The 26,653-nt window shown below is 40.5% G+C and carries 22 protein-coding genes and 2 pseudogenes; 12 read left to right on the top strand and 12 right to left on the bottom strand.

Annotated features, from left to right (window positions below):
- Window positions 1-42 precede the first annotated feature (42 nt).
- Window positions 43-1,509, bottom strand: a pseudogene (guaB, locus tag P3L37_RS08955) (IMP dehydrogenase).
- Window positions 1,510-1,680: 171 nt separating this feature from the next.
- Here guaB and xseA point away from each other — a divergent pair.
- Entirely contained in the window at window positions 1,681-3,048 is a 1,368-nt protein-coding gene (xseA, locus tag P3L37_RS08950) for an exodeoxyribonuclease VII large subunit (RefSeq protein WP_109912449.1), read from the top strand.
- A gap of 62 nt (window positions 3,049-3,110) precedes the next feature.
- Here xseA and P3L37_RS08945 read toward each other — a convergent pair whose 3' ends face one another.
- From P3L37_RS08945 to maeB, 5 genes are all read right to left on the bottom strand, one after another.
- Window positions 3,111-5,369 carry a TonB-dependent receptor domain-containing protein gene (locus tag P3L37_RS08945; protein WP_222960634.1) on the bottom strand — a complete coding sequence of 753 codons (2,259 nt, stop codon included), beginning with the start codon at window positions 5,367-5,369 and terminating at the stop codon, window positions 3,111-3,113.
- 140 nt (window positions 5,370-5,509) lie between these two features.
- Window positions 5,510-7,642 carry a S9 family peptidase gene (locus P3L37_RS08940; RefSeq protein WP_110731975.1) on the bottom strand — a complete coding sequence of 711 codons (2,133 nt, stop codon included), beginning with the start codon at window positions 7,640-7,642 and terminating at the stop codon, window positions 5,510-5,512.
- 12 nt (window positions 7,643-7,654) lie between these two features.
- Window positions 7,655-8,458 carry a cell envelope integrity protein TolA gene (locus P3L37_RS08935; protein WP_109912446.1) on the bottom strand — a complete coding sequence of 268 codons (804 nt, stop codon included), beginning with the start codon at window positions 8,456-8,458 and terminating at the stop codon, window positions 7,655-7,657.
- A gap of 142 nt (window positions 8,459-8,600) precedes the next feature.
- Window positions 8,601-9,470 (bottom strand): ChaN family lipoprotein, encoded by an 870-nt coding sequence (locus P3L37_RS08930; RefSeq protein WP_004911323.1) that lies wholly within the window; start codon window positions 9,468-9,470, stop codon window positions 8,601-8,603.
- A 118-nt stretch (window positions 9,471-9,588) separates the two neighbouring features.
- Window positions 9,589-11,868: an NADP-dependent oxaloacetate-decarboxylating malate dehydrogenase gene (gene maeB / locus P3L37_RS08925; protein ID WP_109912445.1), complete on the bottom strand. Its 2,280-nt coding sequence runs from the start codon at window positions 11,866-11,868 to the stop codon at window positions 9,589-9,591.
- Between the two features lie 544 nt (window positions 11,869-12,412).
- Between maeB and P3L37_RS08920 the strand changes: the two genes are divergently transcribed.
- The 4 genes from P3L37_RS08920 to P3L37_RS08905 all read left to right on the top strand — a co-directional run bounded on the left by P3L37_RS08920 (window position 12,413) and on the right by P3L37_RS08905 (window position 15,360).
- Complete coding sequence (locus P3L37_RS08920; RefSeq protein ID WP_004911325.1) at window positions 12,413-13,033, top strand: LuxR C-terminal-related transcriptional regulator; 621 nt, start codon at window positions 12,413-12,415, stop codon at window positions 13,031-13,033.
- A 146-nt stretch (window positions 13,034-13,179) separates the two neighbouring features.
- The gene (locus P3L37_RS08915) at window positions 13,180-13,551 is read left to right on the top strand and encodes an ArsC family reductase (protein ID WP_164528763.1); all 372 of its coding nucleotides are present in this window, start codon (window positions 13,180-13,182) and stop codon (window positions 13,549-13,551) included.
- Between the two features lie 13 nt (window positions 13,552-13,564).
- Window positions 13,565-14,695 carry a succinyl-diaminopimelate desuccinylase gene (dapE, locus tag P3L37_RS08910; RefSeq protein ID WP_004911329.1) on the top strand — a complete coding sequence of 377 codons (1,131 nt, stop codon included), beginning with the start codon at window positions 13,565-13,567 and terminating at the stop codon, window positions 14,693-14,695.
- Window positions 14,692-15,360: a M15 family metallopeptidase gene (locus tag P3L37_RS08905; RefSeq protein WP_109912444.1), complete on the top strand. Its 669-nt coding sequence runs from the start codon at window positions 14,692-14,694 to the stop codon at window positions 15,358-15,360. Before dapE ends, P3L37_RS08905 begins: the two co-directional genes overlap by 4 nt.
- Before the next feature lie 60 nt (window positions 15,361-15,420).
- Here P3L37_RS08905 and P3L37_RS08900 read toward each other — a convergent pair whose 3' ends face one another.
- A complete protein-coding gene (locus tag P3L37_RS08900) occupies window positions 15,421-15,813 on the bottom strand; it encodes a DUF454 family protein (RefSeq protein WP_181937038.1) in 393 nt (130 codons plus the stop codon).
- Window positions 15,814-16,057: 244 nt separating this feature from the next.
- Between P3L37_RS08900 and P3L37_RS08895 the strand changes: the two genes are divergently transcribed.
- Both P3L37_RS08895 and P3L37_RS08890 read left to right on the top strand, forming a co-directional pair.
- Window positions 16,058-16,309, top strand: coding sequence for a hypothetical protein (locus tag P3L37_RS08895; protein ID WP_248445678.1), 252 nt, complete (start codon window positions 16,058-16,060; stop codon window positions 16,307-16,309).
- A gap of 147 nt (window positions 16,310-16,456) precedes the next feature.
- The gene (locus tag P3L37_RS08890; protein WP_109912443.1) at window positions 16,457-16,648 is read left to right on the top strand and encodes a YpfN family protein; all 192 of its coding nucleotides are present in this window, start codon (window positions 16,457-16,459) and stop codon (window positions 16,646-16,648) included.
- Here P3L37_RS08890 and P3L37_RS08885 read toward each other — a convergent pair.
- A complete protein-coding gene (locus P3L37_RS08885; RefSeq protein WP_109912442.1) occupies window positions 16,629-18,650 on the bottom strand; it encodes a tRNA(Met) cytidine acetyltransferase TmcA in 2,022 nt (673 codons plus the stop codon). The two genes, P3L37_RS08890 and P3L37_RS08885, sit on opposite strands and share 20 nt — an antisense overlap.
- 7 nt (window positions 18,651-18,657) lie before the next feature.
- Window positions 18,658-19,110, bottom strand: a complete 453-nt coding sequence (locus tag P3L37_RS08880) for a DUF441 domain-containing protein (RefSeq protein WP_004911348.1) — start codon at window positions 19,108-19,110, stop codon at window positions 18,658-18,660.
- 582 nt (window positions 19,111-19,692) lie between these two features.
- On the opposite strand from P3L37_RS08880, the gene P3L37_RS08875 reads away from it, so the two are divergent.
- The 5 genes and pseudogenes from P3L37_RS08875 to P3L37_RS08855 form a co-directional block, all read left to right on the top strand.
- Window positions 19,693-20,118, top strand: a complete 426-nt coding sequence (locus tag P3L37_RS08875) for a PPC domain-containing DNA-binding protein (RefSeq protein WP_109912441.1) — start codon at window positions 19,693-19,695, stop codon at window positions 20,116-20,118.
- A gap of 36 nt (window positions 20,119-20,154) precedes the next feature.
- Window positions 20,155-20,736 (top strand): hypothetical protein, encoded by a 582-nt coding sequence (locus P3L37_RS08870; protein WP_004911353.1) that lies wholly within the window; start codon window positions 20,155-20,157, stop codon window positions 20,734-20,736.
- Window positions 20,737-21,441: an energy-coupling factor transporter transmembrane component T gene (locus P3L37_RS08865; protein WP_164528761.1), complete on the top strand. Its 705-nt coding sequence runs from the start codon at window positions 20,737-20,739 to the stop codon at window positions 21,439-21,441.
- Window positions 21,432-22,295, top strand: a complete 864-nt coding sequence (locus P3L37_RS08860) for an energy-coupling factor ABC transporter ATP-binding protein (RefSeq protein ID WP_109912440.1) — start codon at window positions 21,432-21,434, stop codon at window positions 22,293-22,295. The genes P3L37_RS08865 and P3L37_RS08860 overlap by 10 nt, the downstream gene beginning before the upstream one ends.
- Window positions 22,282-22,923, top strand: a pseudogene (locus P3L37_RS08855) (energy-coupling factor ABC transporter ATP-binding protein); the annotation flags it as partial. The gene P3L37_RS08860 and the pseudogene P3L37_RS08855, both read left to right, overlap by 14 nt.
- Window positions 22,924-23,155: 232 nt before the next feature.
- Here the strand turns inward: P3L37_RS08855 and purC are convergent.
- The 3 genes from purC to dapA form a co-directional block, all read right to left on the bottom strand.
- Window positions 23,156-23,869, bottom strand: a complete 714-nt coding sequence (gene purC / locus P3L37_RS08850; RefSeq protein WP_004911363.1) for a phosphoribosylaminoimidazolesuccinocarboxamide synthase — start codon at window positions 23,867-23,869, stop codon at window positions 23,156-23,158.
- 525 nt (window positions 23,870-24,394) lie between these two features.
- Window positions 24,395-25,447, bottom strand: coding sequence for an outer membrane protein assembly factor BamC (gene bamC, locus P3L37_RS08845; protein ID WP_004911365.1), 1,053 nt, complete (start codon window positions 25,445-25,447; stop codon window positions 24,395-24,397).
- Between the two features lie 16 nt (window positions 25,448-25,463).
- Window positions 25,464-26,372, bottom strand: coding sequence for a 4-hydroxy-tetrahydrodipicolinate synthase (dapA, locus tag P3L37_RS08840; protein ID WP_004911368.1), 909 nt, complete (start codon window positions 26,370-26,372; stop codon window positions 25,464-25,466).
- Window positions 26,373-26,653 lie beyond the last annotated feature (281 nt).

Below are 26,653 nucleotides of genomic sequence, written 5' to 3'. Positions count from 1 at the left end.
GACGCAATCGAACGAATGCGCCACCCTGAGAAATTTTATCGATTATTGCCCCAAACGATAGTTTGGAGATTCTTTCGTGATAGTAACATCATGGACGTGGCTTTCTTGGATACCGGCTCCACTGATACGAACAAATTCTGCTTTTGTTCTCAATGCATCAATAGTACCACAACCTGTCAGCCCCATACAGGAGCGTAAGCCACCCATTTGTTGATGAATGATTTCTTTTAATCGGCCTTTATACGCTACGCGGCCTTCAATACCTTCTGGCACTAATTTGTCTGCCGCATTATCTGATTGGAAGTAACGGTCTGACGAGCCTTTAGACATTGCACCAAGTGAGCCCATACCACGGTATGCTTTGTAAGTACGGCCTTGGAATAAAATAGTTTCTCCTGGAGACTCTTCAGTTCCTGCGAACATTGAGCCGACCATCACACACGCAGCGCCTGCCGCGATAGCTTTAGAGATGTCACCGGAGAAACGAATCCCACCATCCGCAATAACAGGAATACCCGTACCTTCAAGTGCTTCCGCCGCTTCAGCAATAGCCGTGATTTGTGGTACACCCACGCCAGTGACGATACGCGTAGTACAGATTGAACCCGGACCAATTCCCACTTTAACCGCGCTAACACCTGCATCCGCTAAGGCTTTCGCCCCTTCCGCTGTTGCAACGTTACCACCAATAATTTGTAAGTCAGGGTATTTTTGGCGAGTTTCCCGGATACGTTGTAGTACGCCTTCTGAATGACCATGTGATGAGTCAATTAATAAAACATCAACGCCAGCAGCCACCAGCGCGTCAACACGTTCTTCATTCCCTGCGCCTGCACCAACCGCAGCACCAACACGTAAACGGCCTTGCTCGTCTTTACACGCGTTTGGCTTACGTTCTGCTTTTTGGAAGTCTTTAACCGTGATCATCCCTAACAAATGAAAGTTATCATCGATCACTAAGGCTTTTTCTACGCGCTTTTCGTGCATTTTTTGCAAAACGATTTCGCGTGCTTCGCCTTATTTCACGGTGACTAAACGTTCTTTTGGCGTCATCACCGCAGTAACAGGTTGGTCTAAATCTGTCACGAAACGAACATCACGGCCTGTAATAATACCAACTAATGAGTTATCGTTTGCCACGACTGGATAACCAGCAAAACCATTGCGCTCAGCCATTTCTTGCACTTCACGAATAGTGGTATCCGGCGTTACTGTAACAGGGTCCGTTACGACACCACTTTCATGTTTTTTTACGCGGCGAACTTCTTCCGCTTGGCGCTCAATAGTCATATTTTTATGGATGAAACCAATGCCACCTTCTTGTGCTAAAGCAATAGCAAGGTCAGATTCTGTGACAGTATCCATGGCTGCAGAAAGCATAGGAATGTTCAGGCGGATGTTTGCAGTCAGTTGAGTTGATAAGTCTGCGGTATTCGGTAATACCGTTGAGTGTGCAGGAACGAGTAAAACGTCGTCGAAAGTTAGTGCTTCTTTTTTAATGCGTAACATAGGCAATATCCCACCAGGCAGCGTTATGGAAAGGTATAAAATATTGCCGCGGCATTATACACACCGAAAACGGTTGCTTCCAGCACTTTTTTGAAAAAAAACTTGATAACTCCTATAGCTGCGTTAGTATCTATCGATTAAGTCATTGTTTTAAAATTTGATCTGGCTCACATGTCGACTTCACAAAATAGCGCAATTTACTCTGTTAGTAAGCTTAACCAATCGGTTCGAGAACTTCTCGATAGCCAAATGGGGCGTATTTGGTTAACAGCTGAAATTTCCAATTTTTCACAACCCAGTTCAGGTCATTGGTACTTAACCTTAAAAGATGACCGAGCGCAGGTGCGAGCGGCCATGTTCCGTGGGCAAAATGCACGAGTCACTTTCCGCCCACAAAATGGCCAGCAAGTTTTAGTTCGAGCGACAGTGACCTTATATGAACCTAGAGGTGACTATCAATTAATCCTTGAGAGCATGCAACCAGCCGGTGAAGGCTTACTGCAACAACGTTTTGAGCTATTAAAACAAACACTAAGTGCCCAAGGTTTGTTTGATATTATTCATAAAAAACCACTACCTAGCCCAGCTAAATCCGTCGGTATCATTACCTCGGCAACGGGTGCAGCCCTACATGATATTTTAAATATTTTACGTCGTCGCGACCCTTCCCTGCCTATCATTATCTACCCAACGGCCGTTCAAGGTGAGATGGCACCAGCACAAATTGCTCGGATGATTGAGCTAGCAAATTTGCGTCAAGAATGTGATGTGTTGATCGTCGGTCGCGGGGGCGGTTCACTTGAAGATTTATGGGCATTTAATGAAGAAATCGTTGCTAGAGCCATTTTTGCTAGTCAACTGCCTATAATTAGCGCTGTTGGTCATGAGACCGATGTGACGATTGCCGACTATGTGGCGGACGTAAGAGCACCCACCCCATCTGCAGCGGCCGAGCTTGTTAGCCGTAACCAGTTAGAAATGCTCCGTCAGCTAAAATCTGCGCAGCAACACCTTGAAATGGCAATGGATTATTATGTAGCAGGTCGACAACAAAGGTTTGCTCGTTTGCATCACCGTTTACAGCAACAACACCCACAATTACGTTTGGCACGGCAACATAATCAACTTAATTTATTGCAACAAAAACTTGCGCAGTCGATGACTCGACAACTACAAAATTCAACATCTAAGTTCGAAAGGCTCGACCGTCGTTTACTGCAAAATGATTTGCGCCCTCAATTGCAAAAACAGCAACGTCAGTTGCAGCAGACACAGTATCATTTGCAGAATATGGTCACGAGTTTGGTTAACAGTTACCGCCAACGTTTCGCTGTCGCTTGTTCAAAAATGGAAGCAGTTAGCCCATTAGCCACCTTAGCTCGCGGGTTTAGTATCAGTGAAACCGCTAAAGGCACCGTACTGAAAAAAACCAGCCAAGTGAAAGTTGGCCAACCACTGAAAACTCGCCTGAATGATGGCTGGGTTGAAAGCCAAGTTACTCATATTGAGAAGGTTAAAGTAAAAAGAATATCGAAATAATTATTTTAACCACTTATCTCGATAAAAATAACGGGATAAGTGGTGTTAAATTTATACGTTGATTAGAAACGCACCTGTCCACCAATCATATAAGTACGCCCTCTTGCTGTTGCATTATTTTTACCGCGTTCTTCCATAATAGCGGTAGAATTTGCACGATTTAATGCATCCGAATAATTTTTATTCGTGATATTATTAACCGTCATCATCAATTTAAAGTTTTTATTAACTTCATAGTCTGTATATAAATCAATGATTGTAGGTTGTTTTTCATACTTATCTTTTAGTGCATTTCCATCGTTATCAACGATAGACTCTACACCAATTCGTTTTGAAGGGCCGGTCCATGTAATAGTTGTACCTACGGTTAATTTTTCATCCAATAAACGCACACCTGAATCCAAGGTCACATAATAATCAGGAAGCTCAGTGAAATCTCCCGCACTAAAATCAGCAACCTTAGCTATGGAGTTAGGTTGATCCCCAGTTTCTTTGGTATAGGATAATGTTGAATAAACTATACCTGCATCATAATTAGCCTGTAATTCATAGCCACGAAGATTAACATCATGAGGCTCATTGACATACATATAACTTTTACGCATAAATTCTGGGAATTCTTTGTCCCATACATCATCATTCATTAAACACCAAGCCAGTTCAGCATTTGATCTTGGGCGACAAAGTAAATAAGGCTTACTCGTAATATAGTCTTTAATTTTTGTATGGAACCATAATGCCTTCATATTAAATTGGTCACCTTCAAAAATTAAATCCGGTTTAAAGCTATTAAAACCAACTTGCCATGTCTGTGATTTCTCTTCTTTTAAGAATGGGTTCATTGAATTACCACCTTCTTGAGAATAAAAAACTTCTTGCGTATTCGGCGCTCTCATTGAATGCGCATAACTGACAAATGGCTGGAATTCAGGAATAATTTCTGCTGATAATAAAACTCCGGGGTTAAAACCATTACCCCGTAAATTTAAAGTTGCAGCTTCCTGTGGAAAACAAAAATCTTGATCACCACATGCAGGTTTAAAACCTTTTAAGTGATAATTCATATAATTCAAATCAAAAATTGCTGTATAGATCCCATACTTGGCTTCCAATTGTGTATATGCGCTCGCAAGATCTAACGACCCACTTGGCGAGAATGGATTATAGTTCAACGTATCTTGGTCAATAACAGAACTAACCTCTCGCTCATACTTCGTTTTAGATAACTTAGAACCTATTTTCCATTCAAAATCAATATCACCATAGGAAAACCGGCTTGTATTAGAAAGATTAAGACCATCGCCAATATTTTTGGATTTACCTTGCCTTAATGCCCAACCTAATGAGTCACCTTCAAATTGTTGGTCATTTTTTCCATGACTCGCTAAAACCTCAACATCAATTAATTCATTTAGCGGCGTATATTTATATTTAATATAATAATCTTCACTATTAATCTTTCTTCGTGTGAGCTTATTTTGTAAGAAACGACCACTGAATTCTAATTCATGGCTGTCATTAGGTTTATATTTCAATTTAGCTAATTGCGATTGTGGCTTTTGTTTGAAAGTGGGGTCGGTGGCAAATTCATCACTATCAAACCCATCACCATTTTTATAACTGCCAGGAATATTATGGCCGCTAACCGCAATTAAACCGCCAAAATAGCCATCATCTTGCAATAATGTCTTTCCTGCGACCGCTACCATGCCATTATAACCGAGACCATTATCTCCCCAGCTAGCTTTACTACGCAGCCCATATACATTATCTTTAAAAATCACATCATCAATACCGATAGTACGAAAATTTGCACTCCCTGCTAAAGCGTTAACACTATTGCCTCCATTTAATTGCCCTTTCTCTACTTCAACTTCAACAATAAAATTTGGGTCAATTAAAGCGCCAAAATCATTATTTGGCTGTTGTCCATGTGTATATTGACTTGGGGAAATTCCATAATAACTTTGCGTGACACCATCCACCATCATATTCACGCGACCAAAACCACTCAACCCGCGAATATTGACATTAACGGTACCTTGGCTGGCATCCATTTGAGTATAGGTTCCGGGCATGGTACGAATAATTTTATCCATCGACTGCAATTTATTTTCCGTACCCACCGCGCTATAAGCACCCGGTTTTTCCAATGCTTTGACTAATGGCGTTTGTTTCTGCGCACCTGAGACTTTTAATTGGCTAAAATTAACCACACCTTCTTTCTGCTTATTCTGCTGCTGCGTATTTTCAGCCAAAGCAATCCCTTGGGAGCTAGTGGCAATAATGCTAGCAACCATAATTATTGTTTTATTATTCATTAAACCATTCCTGTAAACGTACTGTGTGTCATACGCTCACACTGCTAGCACAGACCAAATAAAGCCTGTGAAGAGGCCCAGCAACAATGTCATTAATATTGTTGCTGGCCTGAAATCACCTAAATTTTATAGGTTAATTATTATTTTAAATATGGAAAATATTTATCTTTATTTTCAAGCATGAGAATAAAACTATATTCTTGGGCGATATCATCTAGTGCATTAAAACGCCCTGATTTACCACCATGCCCCGCATTCATATTAGTTTCTAATAATAATAATGAATTGCCTTGTTTAATATCTCGTAATTTAGCTACCCATTTTGCAGGTTCCCAATATTGAACTTGAGAGTCATGTAACCCTGTCGTCACTAAAATATGTGGGTAATGTTGTGCTTTGATATTGTCATAAGGGCTATACGCTTTAATTCTCCAGTAATCTTCTTCATTTTCAGGGTTACCCCACTCATCGTATTCCCCGGTGGTCAGAGGGATTGATGGGTCTAACATTGTGGTTACCACATCAACAAATGGAACAGCGGAAACAACCCCCTCGTATAAATCAGGCGCCATATTCACAACCGCTCCCATTAATAGGCCACCCGCACTGCCCCCCATGGCATACACATGTCCTGCTTTACCATAACCTTCTGATAATAACCCTTTGGTTGCATCAATAAAGTCAGTAAAGGTATTCATCTTGTGGATTGTTTTGCCTTGTATGTACCAATTTTTACCTAAATCACCACCACCACGAATATGTGCAATCGCGTAAACAAAGCCACGATCCAATAAAGACAAACGAGATGAACTAAATGAAGGATCAATGCCATACCCATAAGCGCCATAACCATAGACTAACAATGGATTTTGGCCATGTTTGAATAGATCTTTACGGTAAACTAAAGAAACCGGGACTTTTACCCCATCTTGTGCAGTAACCCAAATACGCTCACTTTGGTAGTTTTGCTTATTAAAGTCTTTAACTTCTTCTTGTTTTAACAGCTGCTTTTCTTGAGTCAGCATATTAATTTCATATACTGAAGACGGTGTGGTCATTGATGAGTAACCGTAGCGTAGTTTATCCGTATCTGGCTCAGGGTTATTTCCGATCCACGCCATGTATGTTGGGTCATCAAAGCTCACTTGGTTTTCTTTATTAGTTAACCAACTGATTTGGCGAATATTCACTAAACCATTTTGGCGTTCTTCCACAACTAACCAATTATTAAATAAAGCAAAACCTTCAAGATCAACCCCATCACGCGGTGCAATAAAGCTTACCCATGGTGCTGAAATATTGTCTGCAATATATAAACCAAATAATGGATGCTGGTGATTAGAACGAATATAGAATTTACCATTGAAATGGTCAGGATAGTACTCAACCCCCGTTTGACGTGGTTTTAAAATTTTAACGTCATTTTGTGGCTGATTGGCATCAATTAAACGGTACTCAGAGGTTTCAGTACTCGTGATCCCCATTAAAATAAAATCTTTTGAAGTCGATTTCGCTAAACTAACGTAAAAAGTATCATCCTTTTCTTCATACACCAGTTTATCTTGAGTTTGCTGTGTACCATATAGATGTTTAACCACTTGATAAGGTAGCAATGTTTGCTTGTCCTTATTCACATAGAATAGCGTTTGGTTGTCATTAGCCCAGACAATATTACCTGAAGTATTGGTTAATACATTTTCCTGCCACTTGCTCTCATCAATTTTGCGAAATGATACTGCAAATTCATTACGTCCTTGGCGATCTTCAGCAATCGCTAGCGTGGTATTATCCGGCGAAATCGCTAACGCTCCCATACGATAATATTCAGTGCCTTCGGCTCGTTCATTACCATCAACTAATACAACCCATTCATCTTGGCTATTTACAGGGCGTCTTTCAAAGATAGAATAATTTTTCCCCGCGACAACTCGTGAACGGTAGGTATAACCATTATAATCATAGGGAACTGACTCATCGTCCTGCTTCATACGTGAAAACAATTCATCGTAAATTTCTTTTTTTAACGATTCACCTTTTGCAAGTTGCTGCTGCGTATAATTATTCTCTTGCGTTAAATATTCAATGATTTCTGGAGACTCGCGTTGATCATCTCTTAACCAATAATAGTTATCTACACGGGCATCTCCGTGAGTGGTGATAGTATAAGGTTGTTTTTTGGCTATTGGTGCTGACATTCTATCCTCCGCAGCACTGGTTGCTGCATATAAACCAAGTAATGTAATAAAACAAAACTCAGTGAGTTTATTACGCATAATTTATCCAATCTATTTTTCATTAAGAGTAAAATCAATAGGTATCCTGACAGTTACCCGCCCATTGATTAAAATTTCAGCTGGGGGTTCAGGTAAAGGTGCTGCTCTCGATAGCACCTGCAATGCTTCTCTATCCAAAGATCGTGTTCCTGATGAACTTACTAGGTCGCTACCAAGCAAAAAACCTTGTGGGTCAACCGTAAATGTTACTGTTGATTGACCGACTCGCCCCCGCCTTACGGCGTCTTCAGGAAACCGCTTGTATTTATTTAGTTTCCCCAATACTTGTGCTTCCCATAGCCTTTTCGCGTTATCTACCGATTGTGACTGGCTATTAAATTCTGCGGCAATTTTTTGAGTTTGTAATGGCGCTGCAGCATCACTGGTGACAGGGGCATCATTGGCTTTTGAATCAGTCGCTTGTTTTTGTTCAACCGCCTGCTTTTCATGCTTTTGTTTTTTGACTTCAGCAGTTCGTTTTGTACTCACCGCTTTAGCGACTTGCACTTCAGCCTGCTCATTGATGGCTAATGATGGGATAATTTTCTCTTCCGATGGGGCTTCATGAGCCTGGCTCGCCACCGATAACTCTTGTAGTTGGCCAATGTTAGCTTCTGTCAATTGTTCGGCTTGCGATTCAATCGAAATCTCCATCACCACTGATGGCGGAGGCAATAACTCATCCCATTGTTGATTGTGAGTTACCCATATATACAACCCAACAACCCCAATATGAAGAGCAATTGCCAATGCGAAGCCCCCACTTATCTTCGTTGTTCGCTTTAAATACTCATTTTCAAATGTTGTTATAATCATTTTTATCTTATGCACTGACGTATTTATGTATAAATGCAAATGATAATTAATAACAAATGAAAATGGAAATCATTTCTTACTGGAAATAAAGATTACTTCACAAAATTAACTTTTTTGAAATCATTAGCTTGCTATTACTTAGTCATCCTTTAGGCGTGTACCACACAAAATCAGCATGTAAATGGTCTATTTCTTCACCTCTTTCTGAAATAATTAATACTTTTACGGGTTCTTCGGGCGCTAGGTCTTGCACATGTAAAGGCACACCAATTGCTCTTGTTGCATGATAGCCACCTGCGAATAGAAGCGCGGGTGTAGGTGCATTTAATAACGACTCTGCCATACGACGGTCACGCAACTGCTGTATAAAGGTCATTTTAGCCACTTGTTCCGCTGTCAGTTCCCCACCATGAGAACTTTCAATCGTTTTACTGATAAGTTCTTGAACAATGGGTTGAGCTGAATATTGCCCCGTTACTGATGACGGGTTAGCGTAGGCGGCAAGTACCTCTTTTTTATCTAGGTTTGCCGACAGTAGCGGATAAGGCGAGCTCAGCAAATGGCGGATTAAAGCCCCATATTGCTCCCAAGGCCAACCACTATTCCAATTTAAGGCGGACTGTAGCTTTTCGTCACGAATATAAGGGTTATTTTGCATCTGCGCCTGTACACGGTTCACACTATTTTGCTGCGACGGTGTCAACATTTCGAGTAGAACCGCACCTTGAGGCCGTATTTTTGGCATTTCTTGTGCAAGCCATTGCTCAATTTGGTGGTGATAATGGTTATCATGCTTTTCTCCGACAATGACGCGTGGAGATTGAGCAAGCTGCTCGATTAATTGCTGAGGTGTTAAAGACTTACCTGTTGCTAAGTCAATAATTTGGTTGCTTACTGTTAGTTGGCTATCTAATTGTACGATTGTCGGTTCAATTTTTTGTGTACAACCGATAAGGAAAAATAACCCAACCATTAAAGTGGCTATTTGAGAGGTCAATCTTATTGAAATCATTATGCTTTCCATCTTATGTTGTCAAGCTAATAAGATACAGATAATGATAATCATTTTCAATAAAAAGGCTCCTATAAAATCATAGAAGCCTTTAATACGTATTAATTAATATTAACCGTTAGAGTGGATTGGTTTGCGCTTCAACCACTGCTAATGCCACCATATTCACGATACGGCGTACCGACGCAATTGGTGTCAAGATATGTACCGGCTTCGCAACCCCCATCAATACCGGGCCGACCGTCACGCCATCAGAGCTTGTCACGCGCAGTAAGTTATAACTAATACGTGCAGCTTCCATATTTGGCATAATTAATAAATTTGCTGAACCTTTTAATGGGCTATCAGGCATCACATCTTTACGGATCGATTCAACTAATGCGGCATCCGCATGCATTTCACCATCAATTTCAAGATGAGGGTCACGTGCTTTGATCATCGAGAGCGTATCACGCATTTTTTGTGCTGATGCGCAGTCTGAAGAACCAAAGCTAGAACGCGATAACAGAGCCACTTTTGGCTCAATACCGAAGCGTCTTACCGTATCCGCTGCCATTAACGTGATTTCTGTTAGCTCTTCCGGAGAAGGGTCTTCATTAACATAAGTGTCTGCGATAAACGTATTACCCGTTGGTAATAACAATGCATTCATTGCACCGGCAGCATGAACACCTTCGCGGAAACCAAATAAATCTTTAACAACTTCATAATGTTCACCATAGCTGCCCACGGTACCACAAATCATCCCGTCAGCTTCACCGCGTAACACCATGATCCCACCAATTAAGGTTGGGTTATTAATCACTGCACGACGTGCCATTTCTTGTGAAACACCACGACGTTTCATGATTTGGTAGTATTCTTGCCAGTATTCTTTATAACGCGGGTCGTTTTCGTTATTGACCACTTCAAAATCTTTACCTAACTCAATGTGTAGGCCAAGTTTTTGAATACGCATTTCAATCACACTTGGACGCCCAACTAAGATTGGGAAAGCCAAACCTAAAGAAACCAGCTCTTGTGTGGCATGTAATACACGCTCTTCTTCCCCTTCAGCTAAAACAATACGTTTTTTGGCAGTCTTAGCTTGAGAGAAGATAGGTTTCATGAATAAATTTGTCTTATAAACAAACTGATTTAATTTTTCGATATAGACATCGAAGTCTTCAATTGGACGCGTTGCTACCCCTGAGTCCATTGCTGCTTTTGCCACAGCAGGTGCAATTTTAACAATCAAACGTGGGTCAAATGGCTTCGGAATAATGTATTCAGGGCCAAAGAATAAATCTTGGTTACCATAGGCTGAAGCCACTTCTTCACTTTGCTCTGCCAATGCAAGGTCTGCAATGGCATACACACAAGCCAGTTTCATTTCTTCATTAATCGTTGTTGCACCGACATCTAACGCACCACGGAAAATGAATGGGAAACACAACACGTTATTAACCTGATTTGGGTAATCAGAGCGGCCAGTACAGATGATGGCATCAGGACGAACTTCTTTCGCCAATGGTGGCAAAATTTCAGGCTCAGGATTTGCTAGCGCTAGGATCAGTGGATCTTGCGCCATGGTTTTCACCATTTCCGGCGTTAAAAGACGTGGACCTGAACAACCTAAGAAAATATCCGCATTAGGAATAGCATCCGCCAAAGTACGTTGGCCGTTATCTTCAATGGCATACGCAGCTTTGGTGACATCCATGCGTTCATCACGCCCCTTATAAATCACCCCCTTAGAATCACAGACGGTGATATGTTCACGTTTCAGTCCCAACGCGACTAATAAATTCATACAAGCGATTGATGCTGCGCCAGCGCCAGAAACCACAAGGCGGACATCACCAATTTCTTTTTTTACAATTCGTAATCCATTGATAACAGCAGCTGTACAAATGATAGCGGTTCCGTGTTGGTCATCATGGAACACAGGGATTTTCATGCGCTCACGGAGCTTTTGTTCAATATAAAAGCATTCTGGTGCTTTGATATCTTCTAAGTTAATACCACCAAAAGTCGGCTCAAGAGACGCAATGATATCAACTAATTTGTCTGGATCTGTTTCATCAACTTCAATATCAAAGACATCAACACCAGAAAACTTTTTAAATAGTACACCTTTTCCTTCCATGACTGGTTTACCAGCCAAGGCACCAATATTACCTAACCCAAGGACGGCAGTACCATTAGAGACAACCCCGACAAGGTTACCTTTAGCAGTGTAACGATAAGCTTTAAGTGGGTCATCTGCAATTTCAAGACATGGAACTGCAACACCTGGTGAGTATGCTAATGCGAGATCTCTCTGGGTTGTTAGTGGTTTAGTTGGGGTAACCGTAATTTTCCCAGGATGTGGAAACTCATGAAAATCAAGAGCACTTTGTTTTAATTTGTCATCCATCGTCAAGTCCTTTCAAAATAAGTAAGGTAAGAGCGATAACAGTATAAACACATCTCACTAGCAAATCATGATCATACCGGCAATTTCCAGAAAAATCTTTCAATTACAATAGAGTTAGGTCACTGTCCGAGTAAAACATAGTCACCTTGGTTATATTGTTCATAGCGCAACCCTGCTTTAATTTTAAAAAGCACGACTAAAAATAATTTATTATTAATTTTATTAGGTTAATATATATAAATAATTAATTGCATAATAACACAATGAAACCCCACCTTAAATATGTTCATCTGTTTAACTTTAATTTAACTATTCGATATTATTTTTTCTATTTTAATGTATTATCAACAAGCACAATATTATTAGTATGGAACTATAAAATATTAAGCAAACGATTAATATCAATCTCACTTCTCCATACTGCTGATTATATAATTATTAAAACTCCAATTAAATATAATAAACGTACCGAAATTAAATTGTCTATTTTATAGGAAATACCTGAGTAGACGTTGGCATTTGAGACATAAAAAAGGAACCCTCTATGTCTAAATATACAGTAATGATTATTGACGATCACCCTATTATACGCTTAGGATTGCGGCAGCTCATAAATACCGACACACACTTTATTATCACAGCAGAGTGCGCTTGTTGTTATGAAGCTTTAAGCATGGCAAAGCAGTTAAAACCTAATTTAATTATTATAGATACCAATATTCAAGGTATTAAAACATTTGAAACTATACGATTACTTCGTAAACACTGCAATGATAGCTACTTATTAGTGTTATCTGCATCGACAATTAAAACAGATATATATGGTGCTATTGACGCAGGAGCACAAGGTTATTTATTAAAAAACAGTGAACTTGATATGCTATTCTACAGTATGAAGAAAGCCTCTAAAGGGCAATTGGTTTTTAGTGAAAAAATTTATCAACATCTTATTTCACGTCATCATTATAGTGACCCACTATCCGCATTGACAAAACGAGAGTCTGAAATTTTGCATGAAATGGCTGTGGGTTTAAAAAATCGTGAAATATCTAACTTACTTTTTATTTCAGAGGAAACCGTTAAAGTTCACATTCGAAATATTCTTAAAAAATTACGCGTTCGATCTCGCCTTGAGGCTAGCTTAATTTATATGCGTTCAAGATAATCTATTTTTAATATATTAATTATCGGGGCTAAATTACATTTAATGTAATTATAAGGTTATTATAGATTTCTCACATTTGGGCTAGATCCCAAGTGAGTTTTGCCGCATTATGTAAGGATTATCGCTAGTTTTTTGAGGAAAATCATATGCCCAATACACCTAACTCTCCTTATATTATGTACGGAATTAAAAACTGTGACACCATTAAAAAAGCACGCCGTTACTTAGAAGACAATGGAGTTAACTATCAATTTCATGATTATCGTGTTGATGGTATTAGCGATGAACTGCTTTCTATCTTTATGGAACATATTGATTGGGAAGTGTTAGTCAATAAACGAGGAACAACTTGGCGAAAATTGACTGATGATGAAAAAAATGCAGTTATTGACGCAGATAGTGCTAAAAAAGTGCTAATTGCAGAGCCTGCCATGATCAAAAGACCCGTACTTGTTTCTCCAGATAACCGATACTTAGTTGGGTTTAACGCTAATGACTACCAAAACTTCATTCGATAATCAGGTGGATTTAATGGATTGTCCCGTTATTCAGCTTGCCAAAGAACTAATTGCACGCCCTTCTATCAGCCCCGATGACCAAGGCTGCCAAGCGATCCTTACCGAGCGCTTAAACCAACTTGGTTTTACCATTGAACCAATGCATTTTGGTAGCACATTAAATTTTTGGGCTCATCGAGGCACTCAAGGACCAACCCTCGCATTTGCAGGTCATACCGATGTTGTACCAGCAGGCAATAGCGAAAATTGGCAAACCCCTCCGTTTAACCCAACAATTATTAATCAACATCTGTATGGCCGTGGTGCAGCTGATATGAAAGGTTCTGTCGCAGCAATGGTTGTCGCAGCAGAGCGCTTTGTCGAAAAACACCCTCACCATCAAGGGCGCTTGGCCTTTTTAATCACATCAGATGAAGAAGCTGATGCATTAGATGGCACGGTTAAAGTTGTTGAAACATTAATGGCTCGTAATGAGCGTGTTGATTATTGTTTAGTCGGTGAGCCATCAAGCCAATCTCATTTAGGTGACATCATAAAAAATGGGCGTAGAGGCTCTATTACAGCAAATTTGACTATTTTAGGAACGCAGGGGCATGTAGCTTATCCACATCTAGCTGACAACCCGGTGCACCGAGCAACCGCTTTTTTGCAAGAGCTCACTTCAACTATCTGGGATAACGGCAACGAATTCTTCCCTGCTACCACCATGCAAATTGCCAATATTCATGCGGGTACTGGGGCAAGTAATGTAATCCCCGGTGAGTTATTTGTTCAATTTAATTTTCGTTTCAGCACAGAATTAACCGACACACAAATACGTGACAGGGTCACAAGTATGTTAGACCGTCATGGCCTCGTATATAAAATAGAATGGTCATTATCTGGTCAGCCATTTTTGACTGAAAAACAAGAACTTGTCACTGCAACCTTGCAGGCAATCCATGAACTAACGGGTCTTAACGCAGAGCTATCTACCAGTGGTGGTACATCTGATGGTCGTTTTATCGCTCAAATGGGCACTCAAGTAATTGAGCTTGGCCCATTGAATGCCACTATACATAAAGTTGATGAATGCGTTAGTGTCAAAGACTTGCAACAACTGGCCTTAATTTATGAGCGAGTCATGGAGCTATTGTTATTATGATCACCATCGCAATGTTAACAGGCCGTTCAACGGACCATTTAGTGACACTTGGCGGCACTCATCGTCTACAATTTAATGCCACTAAGGCATTTTTAGCCATGCAACAAGCTGCAGTAAAAGCGGGCTTCAAGTTACAATCTGCAAGTGCATTTCGCGATTTTTCACGTCAACAGTTAATTTGGAATGAAAAATTCACTGGTCTCCGCCCTGTTCTTGATGCACAAAGCCAACCTTTAGATATTACAACGCTTTCAGAAGGTGAGCTGTGTGAAGCTATTTTACATTGGTCTGCATTACCCGGAGCAAGCCGTCATCATTGGGGAACCGAAATAGATGTTTATGACCCATTACGGATCCCAGCAGGGCAAACTTTGCAATTAGAGCCTTGGGAATATGAAACTGGCGGCTATTTTGCTGAATTAAACCACTGGCTCACGGATAACATGGCGACATTTGATTTTTACCGTCCCTTCACGGCAAAAAATGCAGGGGTTGCCTATGAACCTTGGCATATTAGTTACTGGCCGTTATCCCATGAAGCTGAACAGCTGTTAACGCCAGAAGTCATTACGCAAGTTCTTGAGCAAGAAGATATTCGTGGGAAAAATTGGTTAAGCACTAACTTAGATTATGTATTCGAACGCTATATTAGAGCTCCTGAATAATTTCTAAGCTAACAAAGCAATTTCTATAGCGCCAATGCCCCATAGATGATGCGACATCATTTATGGGGCTTCTTTATTTTGTTTGGAAATTTGTTCATCAACAACTGGAAGCCGATACATAAAAATAAGCAGCCAACACAACAGTGCCAATAAACCAATTTTTAACCATACATAACTAACAACCCAGATTGATAGTGAAAAAGTGAGAACTATCAATATAATTGCTTTTGGTTTTGCCCCTTTCGGTAACCCTTTATGCTTTTGCCAGTGACGAATATACCCCCCAAACCAAGAGCGATATAATAACCAATGATGAAAACGTGGAGATGAACGAGAAAAGCACCATGCCGCCAATAATAAGAAAGGTGTGGTAGGCAAAACAGGAAGAACGACGCCAGCAAAAGCCAGCGCAACGGCTAACCATCCAATAACAATGAGGAACAATTTTTTCAAAATCACCCCTCCTCCCGAATAAATAAATTAAATGGTAAAAACCGCATAAAATCTGTGGTAACTCATAATAATATCAATGGTATACTCTAATGGTAAACAAGCTTAATGAAAAGTCGCTTTTGCCTGTTGATGCGATTATTATTCTCTTGTTCTACGACGAAAAGAGCGCTAATAGCCCCAGTCATTGACTTGCAAAGCCTGAGAAAATGACAGGAGCCTAAACTTAAGACTATTAGGAAGCCCCATGAATCATTACTCTTTTTTTATGAAGGACGGAAAGGTAATTGCTATCGTTACACCAAATGAGCAAGAGACCCAAAAGCTAATTGCTGCCGGATATGAAAAGCAATTTGAAGAGATTGAAGCCGTTTCAACAGAAAAAGCACTTGAACGCTTTGCTAATATTCGCGGTGAAGAGGTTAAAAATATCTACGCACTTACAGGCTCTGATATTTTGCTTGGCATTGTTGGTGCATTTGCCATGGTATTTAAATAAACAGTAAGCTCTGTAGGTATATTTTCTGTAGCTATCTCTAAAAAAACACACAGTTTCATATAAAGTGTAAATGGTACTCTAATGGTATAAATTTTAAATAATTTAAAATCAACATTTAGCTTTTACCCAATTTCATAGAGGTAATGTATGCAATGGTTAGCCGACTACTGGTGGATAATTTTACTCTTATTGGTAGGTATTATCTGGAATTCAGTCAAAGAAATGATGAAATTGGACCCCAAAAAGTTTTTAGATGACAAGCCAGAAATTCCCCCACATCAAGATAATAACCACCTTTGGGATGATGAAGACGATTGGCCTAAAGACAAGAAGAAATAACCTTTTGCTTTATTTCAGCTAAAAGCGCCGGTTGGTATTGTTTTACCTGTATACCAACCTCTTCTCTTACTCGTTGTAACCATTGCTTTTGCCCTGTCATACCAATATCCGCACAAATCTGTGCGATAGGCTCGCCTGACAGCAAGTGCCGTCTGAGCAGCGCAAGCCCGGCTGTTTCTTCCCTTAATAAACGCATAATCGCACTTTGGCTCGCAGAAATAGGCCGTTTAAACTCACTAAAACCGATCAGTTCTATCCAATCATCAGGGGTTAATTGCTGCTGCTCACTGGTTTCTAAAGCAAACTCAGACAGATCATTTCGCCAATAAATATCGCGTTTTAATTGCATTTCCCCTTGCTGGCAAAGTCGCCTTGCTCGATCTGATAGCGGTAATATCGCCATTGCCGTGAAACAGCCACTACTCGCTTCTTTGTGCGAACCTATTCGCATTAACCGAAAGCCCGCTTTTTGCCAAAATGCGACTAAGTCTGGTGTTAATCCAAAACTAACAGACAAAAAATCTAACCCTTGCTCTGTAGCAATTGCTTTCTGTTTTTCTAAAAGCGTTAAACCAATTTGGCGCCTACGGTGGTTCGCATCAACGGCAATACGCATCACTCGGCGAGATAGCCATTGTGCCGCAATAGGGAAATAACTATGAGCTGCTAAAGATTGGACAACTAAATTTCCTCTTGGTCGACGAAGCCCAGCCCATATTTGCCAGCTCAATGATTCGGTCAACTGTCCTTCATCTACCATCCATAATGCACCTATATAAGCACAATTATGAGACTCGGTTTTTGCCACCATAAAATGTTGCTGTTGGGCATCCAATAGACGTCGTAAATCTAATGGTGACGTTCGATAATGTGCACTCATCAATAAGCCATAAAACGCTTTTAATTGCTCATTATTTTCCGCTAATGATGCCTGGGTTAACGCTTTATATTCAATATTTCCAGCAAAAACCGTTTGAGTGACGGGTTCTTGCAGCAATAAAGCCTCATTGCCCCATAATTCTAAGGGGTCATTAGCCGCATAGCGCATTGGGTTATCAAGTTGCAGTAAAGTGAAATGGGCTAAACTTGCACAGAATTTTAGCGTAAATCCACGCCCTGTTCCTTCATAGCCATCGACTGTCGTGGTTAATAAAACCCGAGGGAAATACCCCACTAGTTCTCGTAAAATATAATTAGGAATTGCAGAAGCTTCATCTATGATCAGCCAATCTGCGGTTATATTTTCATTGCTACGGCAGTATGCGAGTAAGCTATCTGGAGACCAAAAATTAATCTTTTTACCTGCATGCCGGCTTAAGACTTCCGTCGCCACTTTTGCAGGAGCACAACACCAACACTCCCCTGCAAAATGCTGTATTAACATCCCTGCTATTGCCGATTTACCGCGCCCCCTCGGCGCTATCAAGCCCCAAACTCCATGTTCCGCGCTTAATAATCGGCTAATTATTTGCTGCTGCTGTTCTGTTGGCTGGCCTGTCGGTGCTTGCCATAATGGTTTGTTTTTTAGTAATGAAAAATCAGGTTCATTCCCTTGTTTATAAAATAAAATATCGGGAGATGTTTGGAAAGTTCGCTGCAAGTGATGTACAAAATTCGGTGTCGAAATGAGCCCCAATTGTTCATTCCAGCGCAAGCTGTCTAGATCGGTATTTGTCGCCCACTCTTTTTGAGGCGCCGTACATAAAACTAACAAGCTCCCTGCTTTTAATGTGCCAGCAAGCATGGCTAGTGCTTCACTATGAAACCCTTTACGTACATCAAAAATGCCATGTAAAAATTCACGGCCCAATAATAGATGCGCATTTTCAGGGGAAACCCCTTGCGGTAAGTTTGATGAAATCGTTAACCAATCGCCATCAATAGCAACTTGAAGTTGTTTGAGTTGTTGTTCTACCCATGCATCGTCGCCAGAAAGAACCATAAGACGACGCATACCAACTATATGTAGTTGTTCTATAATGACAGTAAGTAATTTCACCATCGTAATACTATGATTTACCAATTAATAGTGACAAAATCCCAGCAGCGATTAAGGGTCCTACCGGTACACCACGGAATAAAGCAACGCCAATGACGGTTCCAACCAGTAAGCCTGCAACCGTAGACGGTTGATGGGACATTAATGTGACGCCCCTACTACCCAACCAAGAAACTGCGATCCCAATAACAATTGCCAAAATCGATTTCCAATTCAAAAATGAGCTTAATACCTCATTAGCCGTTATTTTACCACTCGCAATTGGAGCCATAACACCGATTGTTAAGATAAGTATCCCAATGGTTAAGCCATATTTTTCAATCCATGGAAAATAATTATTTAATGGTGTTATTCTGACCACCAATAAAAATAGCATCGCAAGGGTGACTGTCATATTATGACTAATGATACCTAACCCGGCTAAGACCAGTAAAATGATTAATGTTGGATCAACATGACTCATAGATTTGTCCCTGTAAAACGCACAATTATAATTTATTAGCAGCAACTAGGCTGATTTAAAAACATGTTATTGGCTCATCATCAAAGAAGCAAATATTAACGCCAACTCTTTTTATTTTTACGGCGACGATATTTTTAATTAATAAAAAATCTCACTATCTCCACACAATTAATTAACTAAAATGCGACATTTTAGCTGTTCTTTATTATCTATTTAATACTTTTTAAAAGATGTATTCTCAGCATATTTCACGGTAACAAGCTTAATTATACAAAAATTAGCATGGCAATACAGATAATCCCCACCACCAGTAAAACTTAAGCTAAATATTCGGAGTATTCATCACTGTTTATTTTTTTATTTCTGCGTTTTTCTTATATTTATCATGATAAAAACCAACTTGTAGTGCCTTTTGCTGAAGATAGCCCTGAATACCTTTACAACCAGACAATCCATCTCAATTGCGTATAATAATCACAGATAATTAATACAGAAAAATCATAACTTAGCATTATTTATAATTTTAATGATTTAAATGGTTGTGCGACGCTCTGCATAAGCACAATTATTAGGATTAAGAATATGAACCAATCTTTATCACCCTATTCAAACGCGCGTTTTATTGCTATTCGTTTAATCCCTGGCGAAGACGCACTTTTAACATTAAGACATAAAATTGAGCAACATGGCCTACAAGCTGCGTTCATTGCTAGCAGTGTCGGCAGCTTAACTGACGTTGCACTACGTTTTGCAGGCCAAGAAGAGACCTTTCAAACAACAGGTAAATTTGAAATTGTTTCATTAATTGGCACTTTAGATGCCAAAGGCGAACACCTGCATTTAGCTGTCTCTGATGAGCAAGGGCAAGTCCTCGGTGGTCATATGATGCCAGGTTGTACGGTCAGAACAACATTAGAGCTGATTATTGGGGAACTGGAAAAGGTAAATTTCATTCGTGAACCTTGCCCGTTATCAGGTTATGAAGAACTTATCATCACTTCTCGCTAATTTTATTATTCCATTACTGTAAGGAATGACTTTGTCATGGGTAAAACGTCGATTATTTCTAGTCGTACACTGACTTTAATTGTTTTTTCTATTGCCATTAATATGGTTATTGGCCAATTAAGTTCAATGCTAAAACTGCCTATTTTTCTGGATTCTATAGGAACGTTAATTTGTGCGTTATTAGCAGGCCCTTGGGTTGCGTTATTAAGTGGTTTATTAACTAATTTATTATGGGGTTTACTCAGTGGGCCAATTGCCGCTGCATTTGCACCTGTTGCGATGATGATTGGACTCAGCGCTGGGTTATTAGCTCGCGCAGGTGGTTTTCGCACCTTACCAAGAGTGGTTTTATCCGGTGTAGTGATTACTTTTGCATTAATGATAGTTGCTGTTCCTATACGTACATACTTATTTGCAGGAACAACCGGTAGCGGAGCAGACTTTTTTGTCGCGTATTTCCATGCTGTTGGCGATAACTTATTAGAATCAGTGGCAATTACGGTATTAGGCGCCAATATTGCGGACAAAGTTGCATCTGCCATTATTGCTTGGCTACTCGTTCGACAATTACCAGAACGTGTCCAACGTAATTATCCAAATATGGCGAAGGTCAGTTAAATGCATCCATTCACCTCGCTGACAATTTGGTTTTGGCTCAGTGTAAGTTCGCTTTTCTTACCTCTGAACTGGCTATTAATTGTGCTAGGTTGCAGTACTTTCGCTGCTTTATTATTTTGGCGACCTGCACGTCATCGTTGGCGCATTGTTGCATGGATTATGCTCCCCATGGCGGCAGGGCTTTGGTTAATTCACGGGGGTTGGCTAGCTCAACAATTAACCGGGGATGCTTTAAAAAATAGCCGTCCTGAATTTGCACTAGCATTGTGGTTTAAGTTATTAACGATTATTAGCGCTTCTCAGCTTTGGTTGCAATATGTACCGACTGAACGCTTTATTCGTGCGTTATTTGCTAGCCGTTTACCTGCTAGTTTTGCATATCTACTCGCGGGTCCGTTATTGCTTGCAGAACAATTTCGTCAGCAATTAAACACCATCCGTGAGGCACAATTGGCAAGAGGCGTCCCTCTTGACGGGCGCTTTTGGCAACGTGTTACATCATTACCGGCCCTATTATTTCCACTTGCCAGTAATACTCTTAGTGATCTGAGTATTCGTGGAGCCGCATTAGATATGCGTGGTTTTCGCTATTGCGCTAAACGCACAACATTGAACCCACCTACGGATAGTTCATTCCAAGCACTACTTAGGTATGGGCTAGTTTTGTTAATTTTTATTGAAGGTGGTCTCTCTCTATGGTGGTGAATCTACAACAAATGCGCTTCATTCCACAAAGCGCGGAGCTGTCCTTATTAGGACCGATAGATCTTCAGCTTAATGCAGGCCAATGGCTATGTGTATTTGGCGGTAATGGCAGCGGGAAAAGCACACTAGCGCAAATACTTGCAGGTTGGCATAGTGACCTTATTCAAGGGAAAATAGAAGGAACCGCTGAAGTATTACAAGTTCCCTTAGCTGACAGCTCTGTGGTTCAGGTATCAGTATCACGCCAACTTGTTCAGCAATCCCCCCAATTACAACTCTCGGGTTGCGCGTTTACCGTTGAACAAGAAATTGCGTTTGGGCCTGAAAACCTTGGCTTGTCACCCAGTGAAATTAGTCAACGAGTTGAACACGCGATTGCGCTCACGTTTTGTGAAGCTCTACGTACGCGCCATCCTGCGACATTATCGGGTGGTGAAGCACAACGCGTCGTGTTAGCAAGTGCATTAGCGATGCAACCTAAACTCCTCTTGCTCGATGAAGCCTTTAGTCGGCTAACACCCAGTGCAACACAACGTATTTTAGTGCAATTACAACACTATACAGAACACACAAACTGCAGCATTATTTTTTTTGAACGCAATTTATTACCTGCCATCAGTTTCTGTGATTCATTCCTTTTGTTGAGTACTGGCAAAGCCTTTTTAGAATCTGGGAAAGTGGTTGCTATAGGCTGTTTGGATGATGTTTTTCTTGATGCTATTGAAACAATCAATATGCCAGAGGCTTGGCGTGCTATAGGTGAACTGGTCAAATTAGGGCATTGGCGAGACACAATTCCCCACAATGAAGCGCAATTGCTACAGATGTTTAAGGAGCGGCATGTTACAGCTTAAAAACCTGAGCTATCGTTGGCCAAGCTCTACTATTGATAATATACAATCTTTATCTCTATCCATTCACCCTGGTGAATGGGTCGCTTTAGTTGGGGATAATGGCGCAGGTAAATCAACATTATTACGCCTGCTCGCAGGGTTATTGCGCCCTACGCAAGGTGATATTCAGCTTGATAGCCAGCCGCTTAACCTTCTTTCCTCACCACAAAGAGCCAACCATATCGGTATTTTATTCCAAGAAGCTGAGAAACAAATTTTTCATAGTTGTGTGCGTGATGAGATTGCTTTTGGTTTAAAACGCCAAAGATATCATAAACGTGATATTCACGCGCGAGTACAGCAAGCACTTGAAATTTGTCACTTAGTCGATGTAGCAGATAAACACCCTTTAGATTTACATGCAGGCCAACGCAGGATGGTTGCTGTTGCCTGTTTAGAGGCCGTTTCACCTAAGTTATTGCTGCTTGATGAACCTAGCCGTGACTTCGACGCTTTTTGGCTGCGCAAATTTGAACATTGGCTAACCTTGCAACGTGAAAAAGGGGTAACCGTCGTTTCTATTAGCCACGACCTTGATTTTGTTGCCCGCCATTTTCAACGCGTATTGCATTTATCAAATGGCGAACTCATCGCTGACGGTCAGCCAACGGAAATATTAAGCCATCCAGAGTTACAAGTCGAAAGCCCATTGCCCGCGCCTACGTTGACGTCACTTAGTCAACAACTACAAATAAAGACTACTGATACCGCTCTCTCATCATGGATTACACATTTTATTAGCCAACAATCACCCTCGATTAGCGACTAAAAAAATAGCCTGCAATGCAGGCTAAAATCTCATTCAAATTATAGGAAATTGATTAATCTAGCTGTACGCCAATACGGCGTGCGACTTCTTCGTAAGCTTCGATTAAGCCACCAAGGCTCTGACGAAAACGGTCTTTATCCATTTTATTGAGCGTTTCTTTATCCCATAAACGGCTGCCGTCTGGTGAAAACTCATCGCCTAATACCACTTGGCCTTTATACAAGCCAAACTCCAGTTTAAAATCGACTAAGATTAACCCTGCATCCGCAAAAATTTTACTGAGTACTTCATTGGCTTTGTAGCTTAGCTCACGCATTTTTGCCAAGTTTTCTTTGCTCACCCAACCAAAGGTTTCACAGTACGATTCATTCACCATTGGGTCGTGTTTGGCATCGTCCTTTAAAAATAAGTCAAATAGTGGCGGATTTAACACCATGCCTTCTTCAACACCTAAGCGTTTTACTAGTGAACCTGCGGCACGGTTACGGATCACACACTCAACAGGCACCATATCTAACTTTTTCACCAGGGCTTCTGTGTCAGACAATAATGCTTCCATTTGTGTTGGAATACCGGCTGCTTCTAATTTGCTCATAATGAAATGGTTAAATTTGTTATTTACCATACCTTTACGGTCAAACTGCTCGATACGCTCACCATCGAGTGCTGATGTATCATTACGGAACTCCAGAACCAGTAGATCAGGATCCTCTGTGGTATAGACTGTTTTTGCCTTACCACGATACAACTCAGCTTTCTTTTGCATCTTACACACTCCAGGGATGTGATTAAACTAAACAAAAATCAACCTGCACAGCAGATTCAGATAAGTAACAGAAGAACAAAAACCAATCAAATGGCCTATTCATTGTTAATTTTCTGCTCTGTTTCAGTCAGTTACTGAAATTCACCATGTGAAACGCTAACTAGCTGATATTCAATATTTTATAATTCACTGTTAATCATGATAATAAAATTCCCGAGCAGACGCAAACGATTACTTAACCATAAACACTGATTTTTTGTCCATTTGTTTTAGGTGAAAACATGAAAGATAAAATTAGCCTACCAGAGAAGGAAAATTCAAATTGATGAAATGCTATTTAATAACTAACTAAGTATATAGATTACGAGTAGCATGAAATAAACAAAATACAGAGTTGATAACCACCAGCCTATGCGTATGAAGCTTAATATCTTTACCCCAATACAAACCCATCCAATTTAAATAAAAAAACCGCAGCTTGTATTTAAGCTACGGTTTAATTAGTCATCTCAAAATGTTGAATGATTACTTTTTGGCAGGTGCTTTACTAAATGCTGCTTTCAGCGCTGCAACCATTTCATCATTTTGTTTTTGTGTTAAAGGCACACCTTTGGTGGTGATAAATTGCAGTGTACTACGGTTATTTAAGTCACCAACCTGCACTTTATAATCTGCTTCTGGCACAGTTGGGTCATCAATACCCAAAGCCTGCCATTCTGAGCTGCTTAAACCTTTGTAAGTTACCATCACAGAACCACTTGAGCGCGTACGGTCACCCACTTTCATACCAACACTTTCTAAGGTGTGAGGTAAACGTTCCCATACTGCATCAAATGGCGCACGAACCACAACTAAAGGTAAGCCAGTATCATCACTACCGGTTTGAACATCAATGATACCGTAGGCATTTTGGATACTATTTTTGTTTGAAGTATCACGTAACGTATATAAGTTATCGGTTAATTCATTCAATAACAGCTTGTTATAACGTTGAGTTTCGACAACATCAGTAATTGTCTCTCCCCCTTGACGTAAGCCTAAGCTAGTTACCGTTAATGCCATCATACCGTTTTCTGGCTGCACTGTAACTTTATGGCGACTCTCAATCGGTACGTTTTCATCTGCGCGATCCCATTTCACCCAATCGGTTTCAATTGAGCGAGAGCCATCGTCTTTAGATGAAACTGGAATCCCTCTTTGCTCTAAGATCATCGTAACTTGTGACCAAAGTGCGCTATTTTCAGGTGTATTTTCTAGCAACAAACGACTTGCTTGAGCGCTATCCTCTGTACGAGAACCCGCTAATTGCGAAATTGTCAGTACTGGTGGACGAATGTCTAACGCTTTTCCTATTGCCCCTGTTGATGTGGCTTTAGGGATATCATACTCACCATTTTGTTCTGGTAATGTAAGCCCCTGTGGCACATTCAACACTTTCAATGGCGCAGCATTGAGATATTCCTCATCACCACTGACCTGACGTTTATAGCGCTGATCGCTGGAGCAGGCTGCCAGTAACACAACAAGTGACAGGCCAGCAACCTTCATAACCTTCGATTTTTGCAATAATGTTGCCATTAAAATTCCCTAAATTTTACAGTAATCCAGCGAGTTTCAAGGCTTCCTCAACTTTTTGCTGGCCCGAGGTGGTTAACGGTGTCATTGGCAACCGTAATGTCCCATCTGCAATCAGACCTAAGCGATGACAGCCCCACTTCGCTGGAATTGGATTTGGTTCAACAAATAACTGAAGATGAAGCCCCATCAGTTTTTTATTTAATTCACGCGCCTCAGTATATTTGCCTGCAAGCGCTAAGTCACACATTTTTACCATCTGTGCGGCCGCAACGTTAGATGTGACCGAAATAACGCCTTTACCACCTAGTTGCATGAAATCAAGCGCCGTTGCGTCATCACCTGTTAACAGTACAAAATCATCATCAACCAGTTCTTTGATTTGATGAACCCTAGCTAAGTTCCCTGTTGCCTCTTTAATTGCAACAATATTCGCCAGTTTTGCTAAACGCCCCACAGTTTCAGGCAACATATCACAGCCAGTGCGTGATGGTACATTATAAAGAATCTGTGGCAAGCTGGTGTTTTCTGAAATTGCCTTAAAGTGTTGATATAGCCCTTCTTGAGAAGGCCTATTATAATAAGGTGTTACCGTCAGGCAAGCAACCACACCGCTGTTTTCAAACTCATTTGTCAAAGAAATAGCTTCAGCGGTAGCATTTGCACCGGCTCCTGCAATAATAGGAATACGACCATCTGCTAATTCAAGCGTCGCTTTCACGACATCCACATGTTCTTTGTGCGTTAAGGTTGCTGATTCGCCAGTTGTACCAACAGAAACAATCGCAGTTGTTCCACTTTCAACATGATAATCCACCAACTTTTTCAGGCTCGCTTTATCTAAACGCCCTGCCGAATCCATTGGTGTAATAACTGCAACAATGCTTCCCGTTAAAAAATCTTTATAATTTGCGTTTCCATTAGCCATAGCGATACCCCCTTAATAATTGAACTACCATGTTACTTTTTCATTTCAAAGAAGAAAACCACCCAATAGCAAGAATTTAATGAATTTTGTTAATGCCGAGGACATTAACTTAAATAGAAGTAATAATTCACTGATATTTCTCGCAAGAGTCTATTTACCCCCTTGGCAGATTGCCTTTTTTATGGTTTCCTTACCCTCATAGCCAGTCAGTTGTTAGCGCTAGAATTTTACTGCTATATTCTAATTAAATGTTTAACTGACATAATTAAAATACTAAGGAA

The sequence above is a fragment of the Providencia sp. PROV114 genome (assembly GCF_032704305.1).
GTDB classification, from domain to species: Bacteria; Pseudomonadota; Gammaproteobacteria; order Enterobacterales; family Enterobacteriaceae; genus Providencia; species Providencia rettgeri.
The sequence above is the reverse complement of the archived record's forward strand: the minus strand, read 5'-3'. Positions and strand labels throughout refer to the sequence as shown.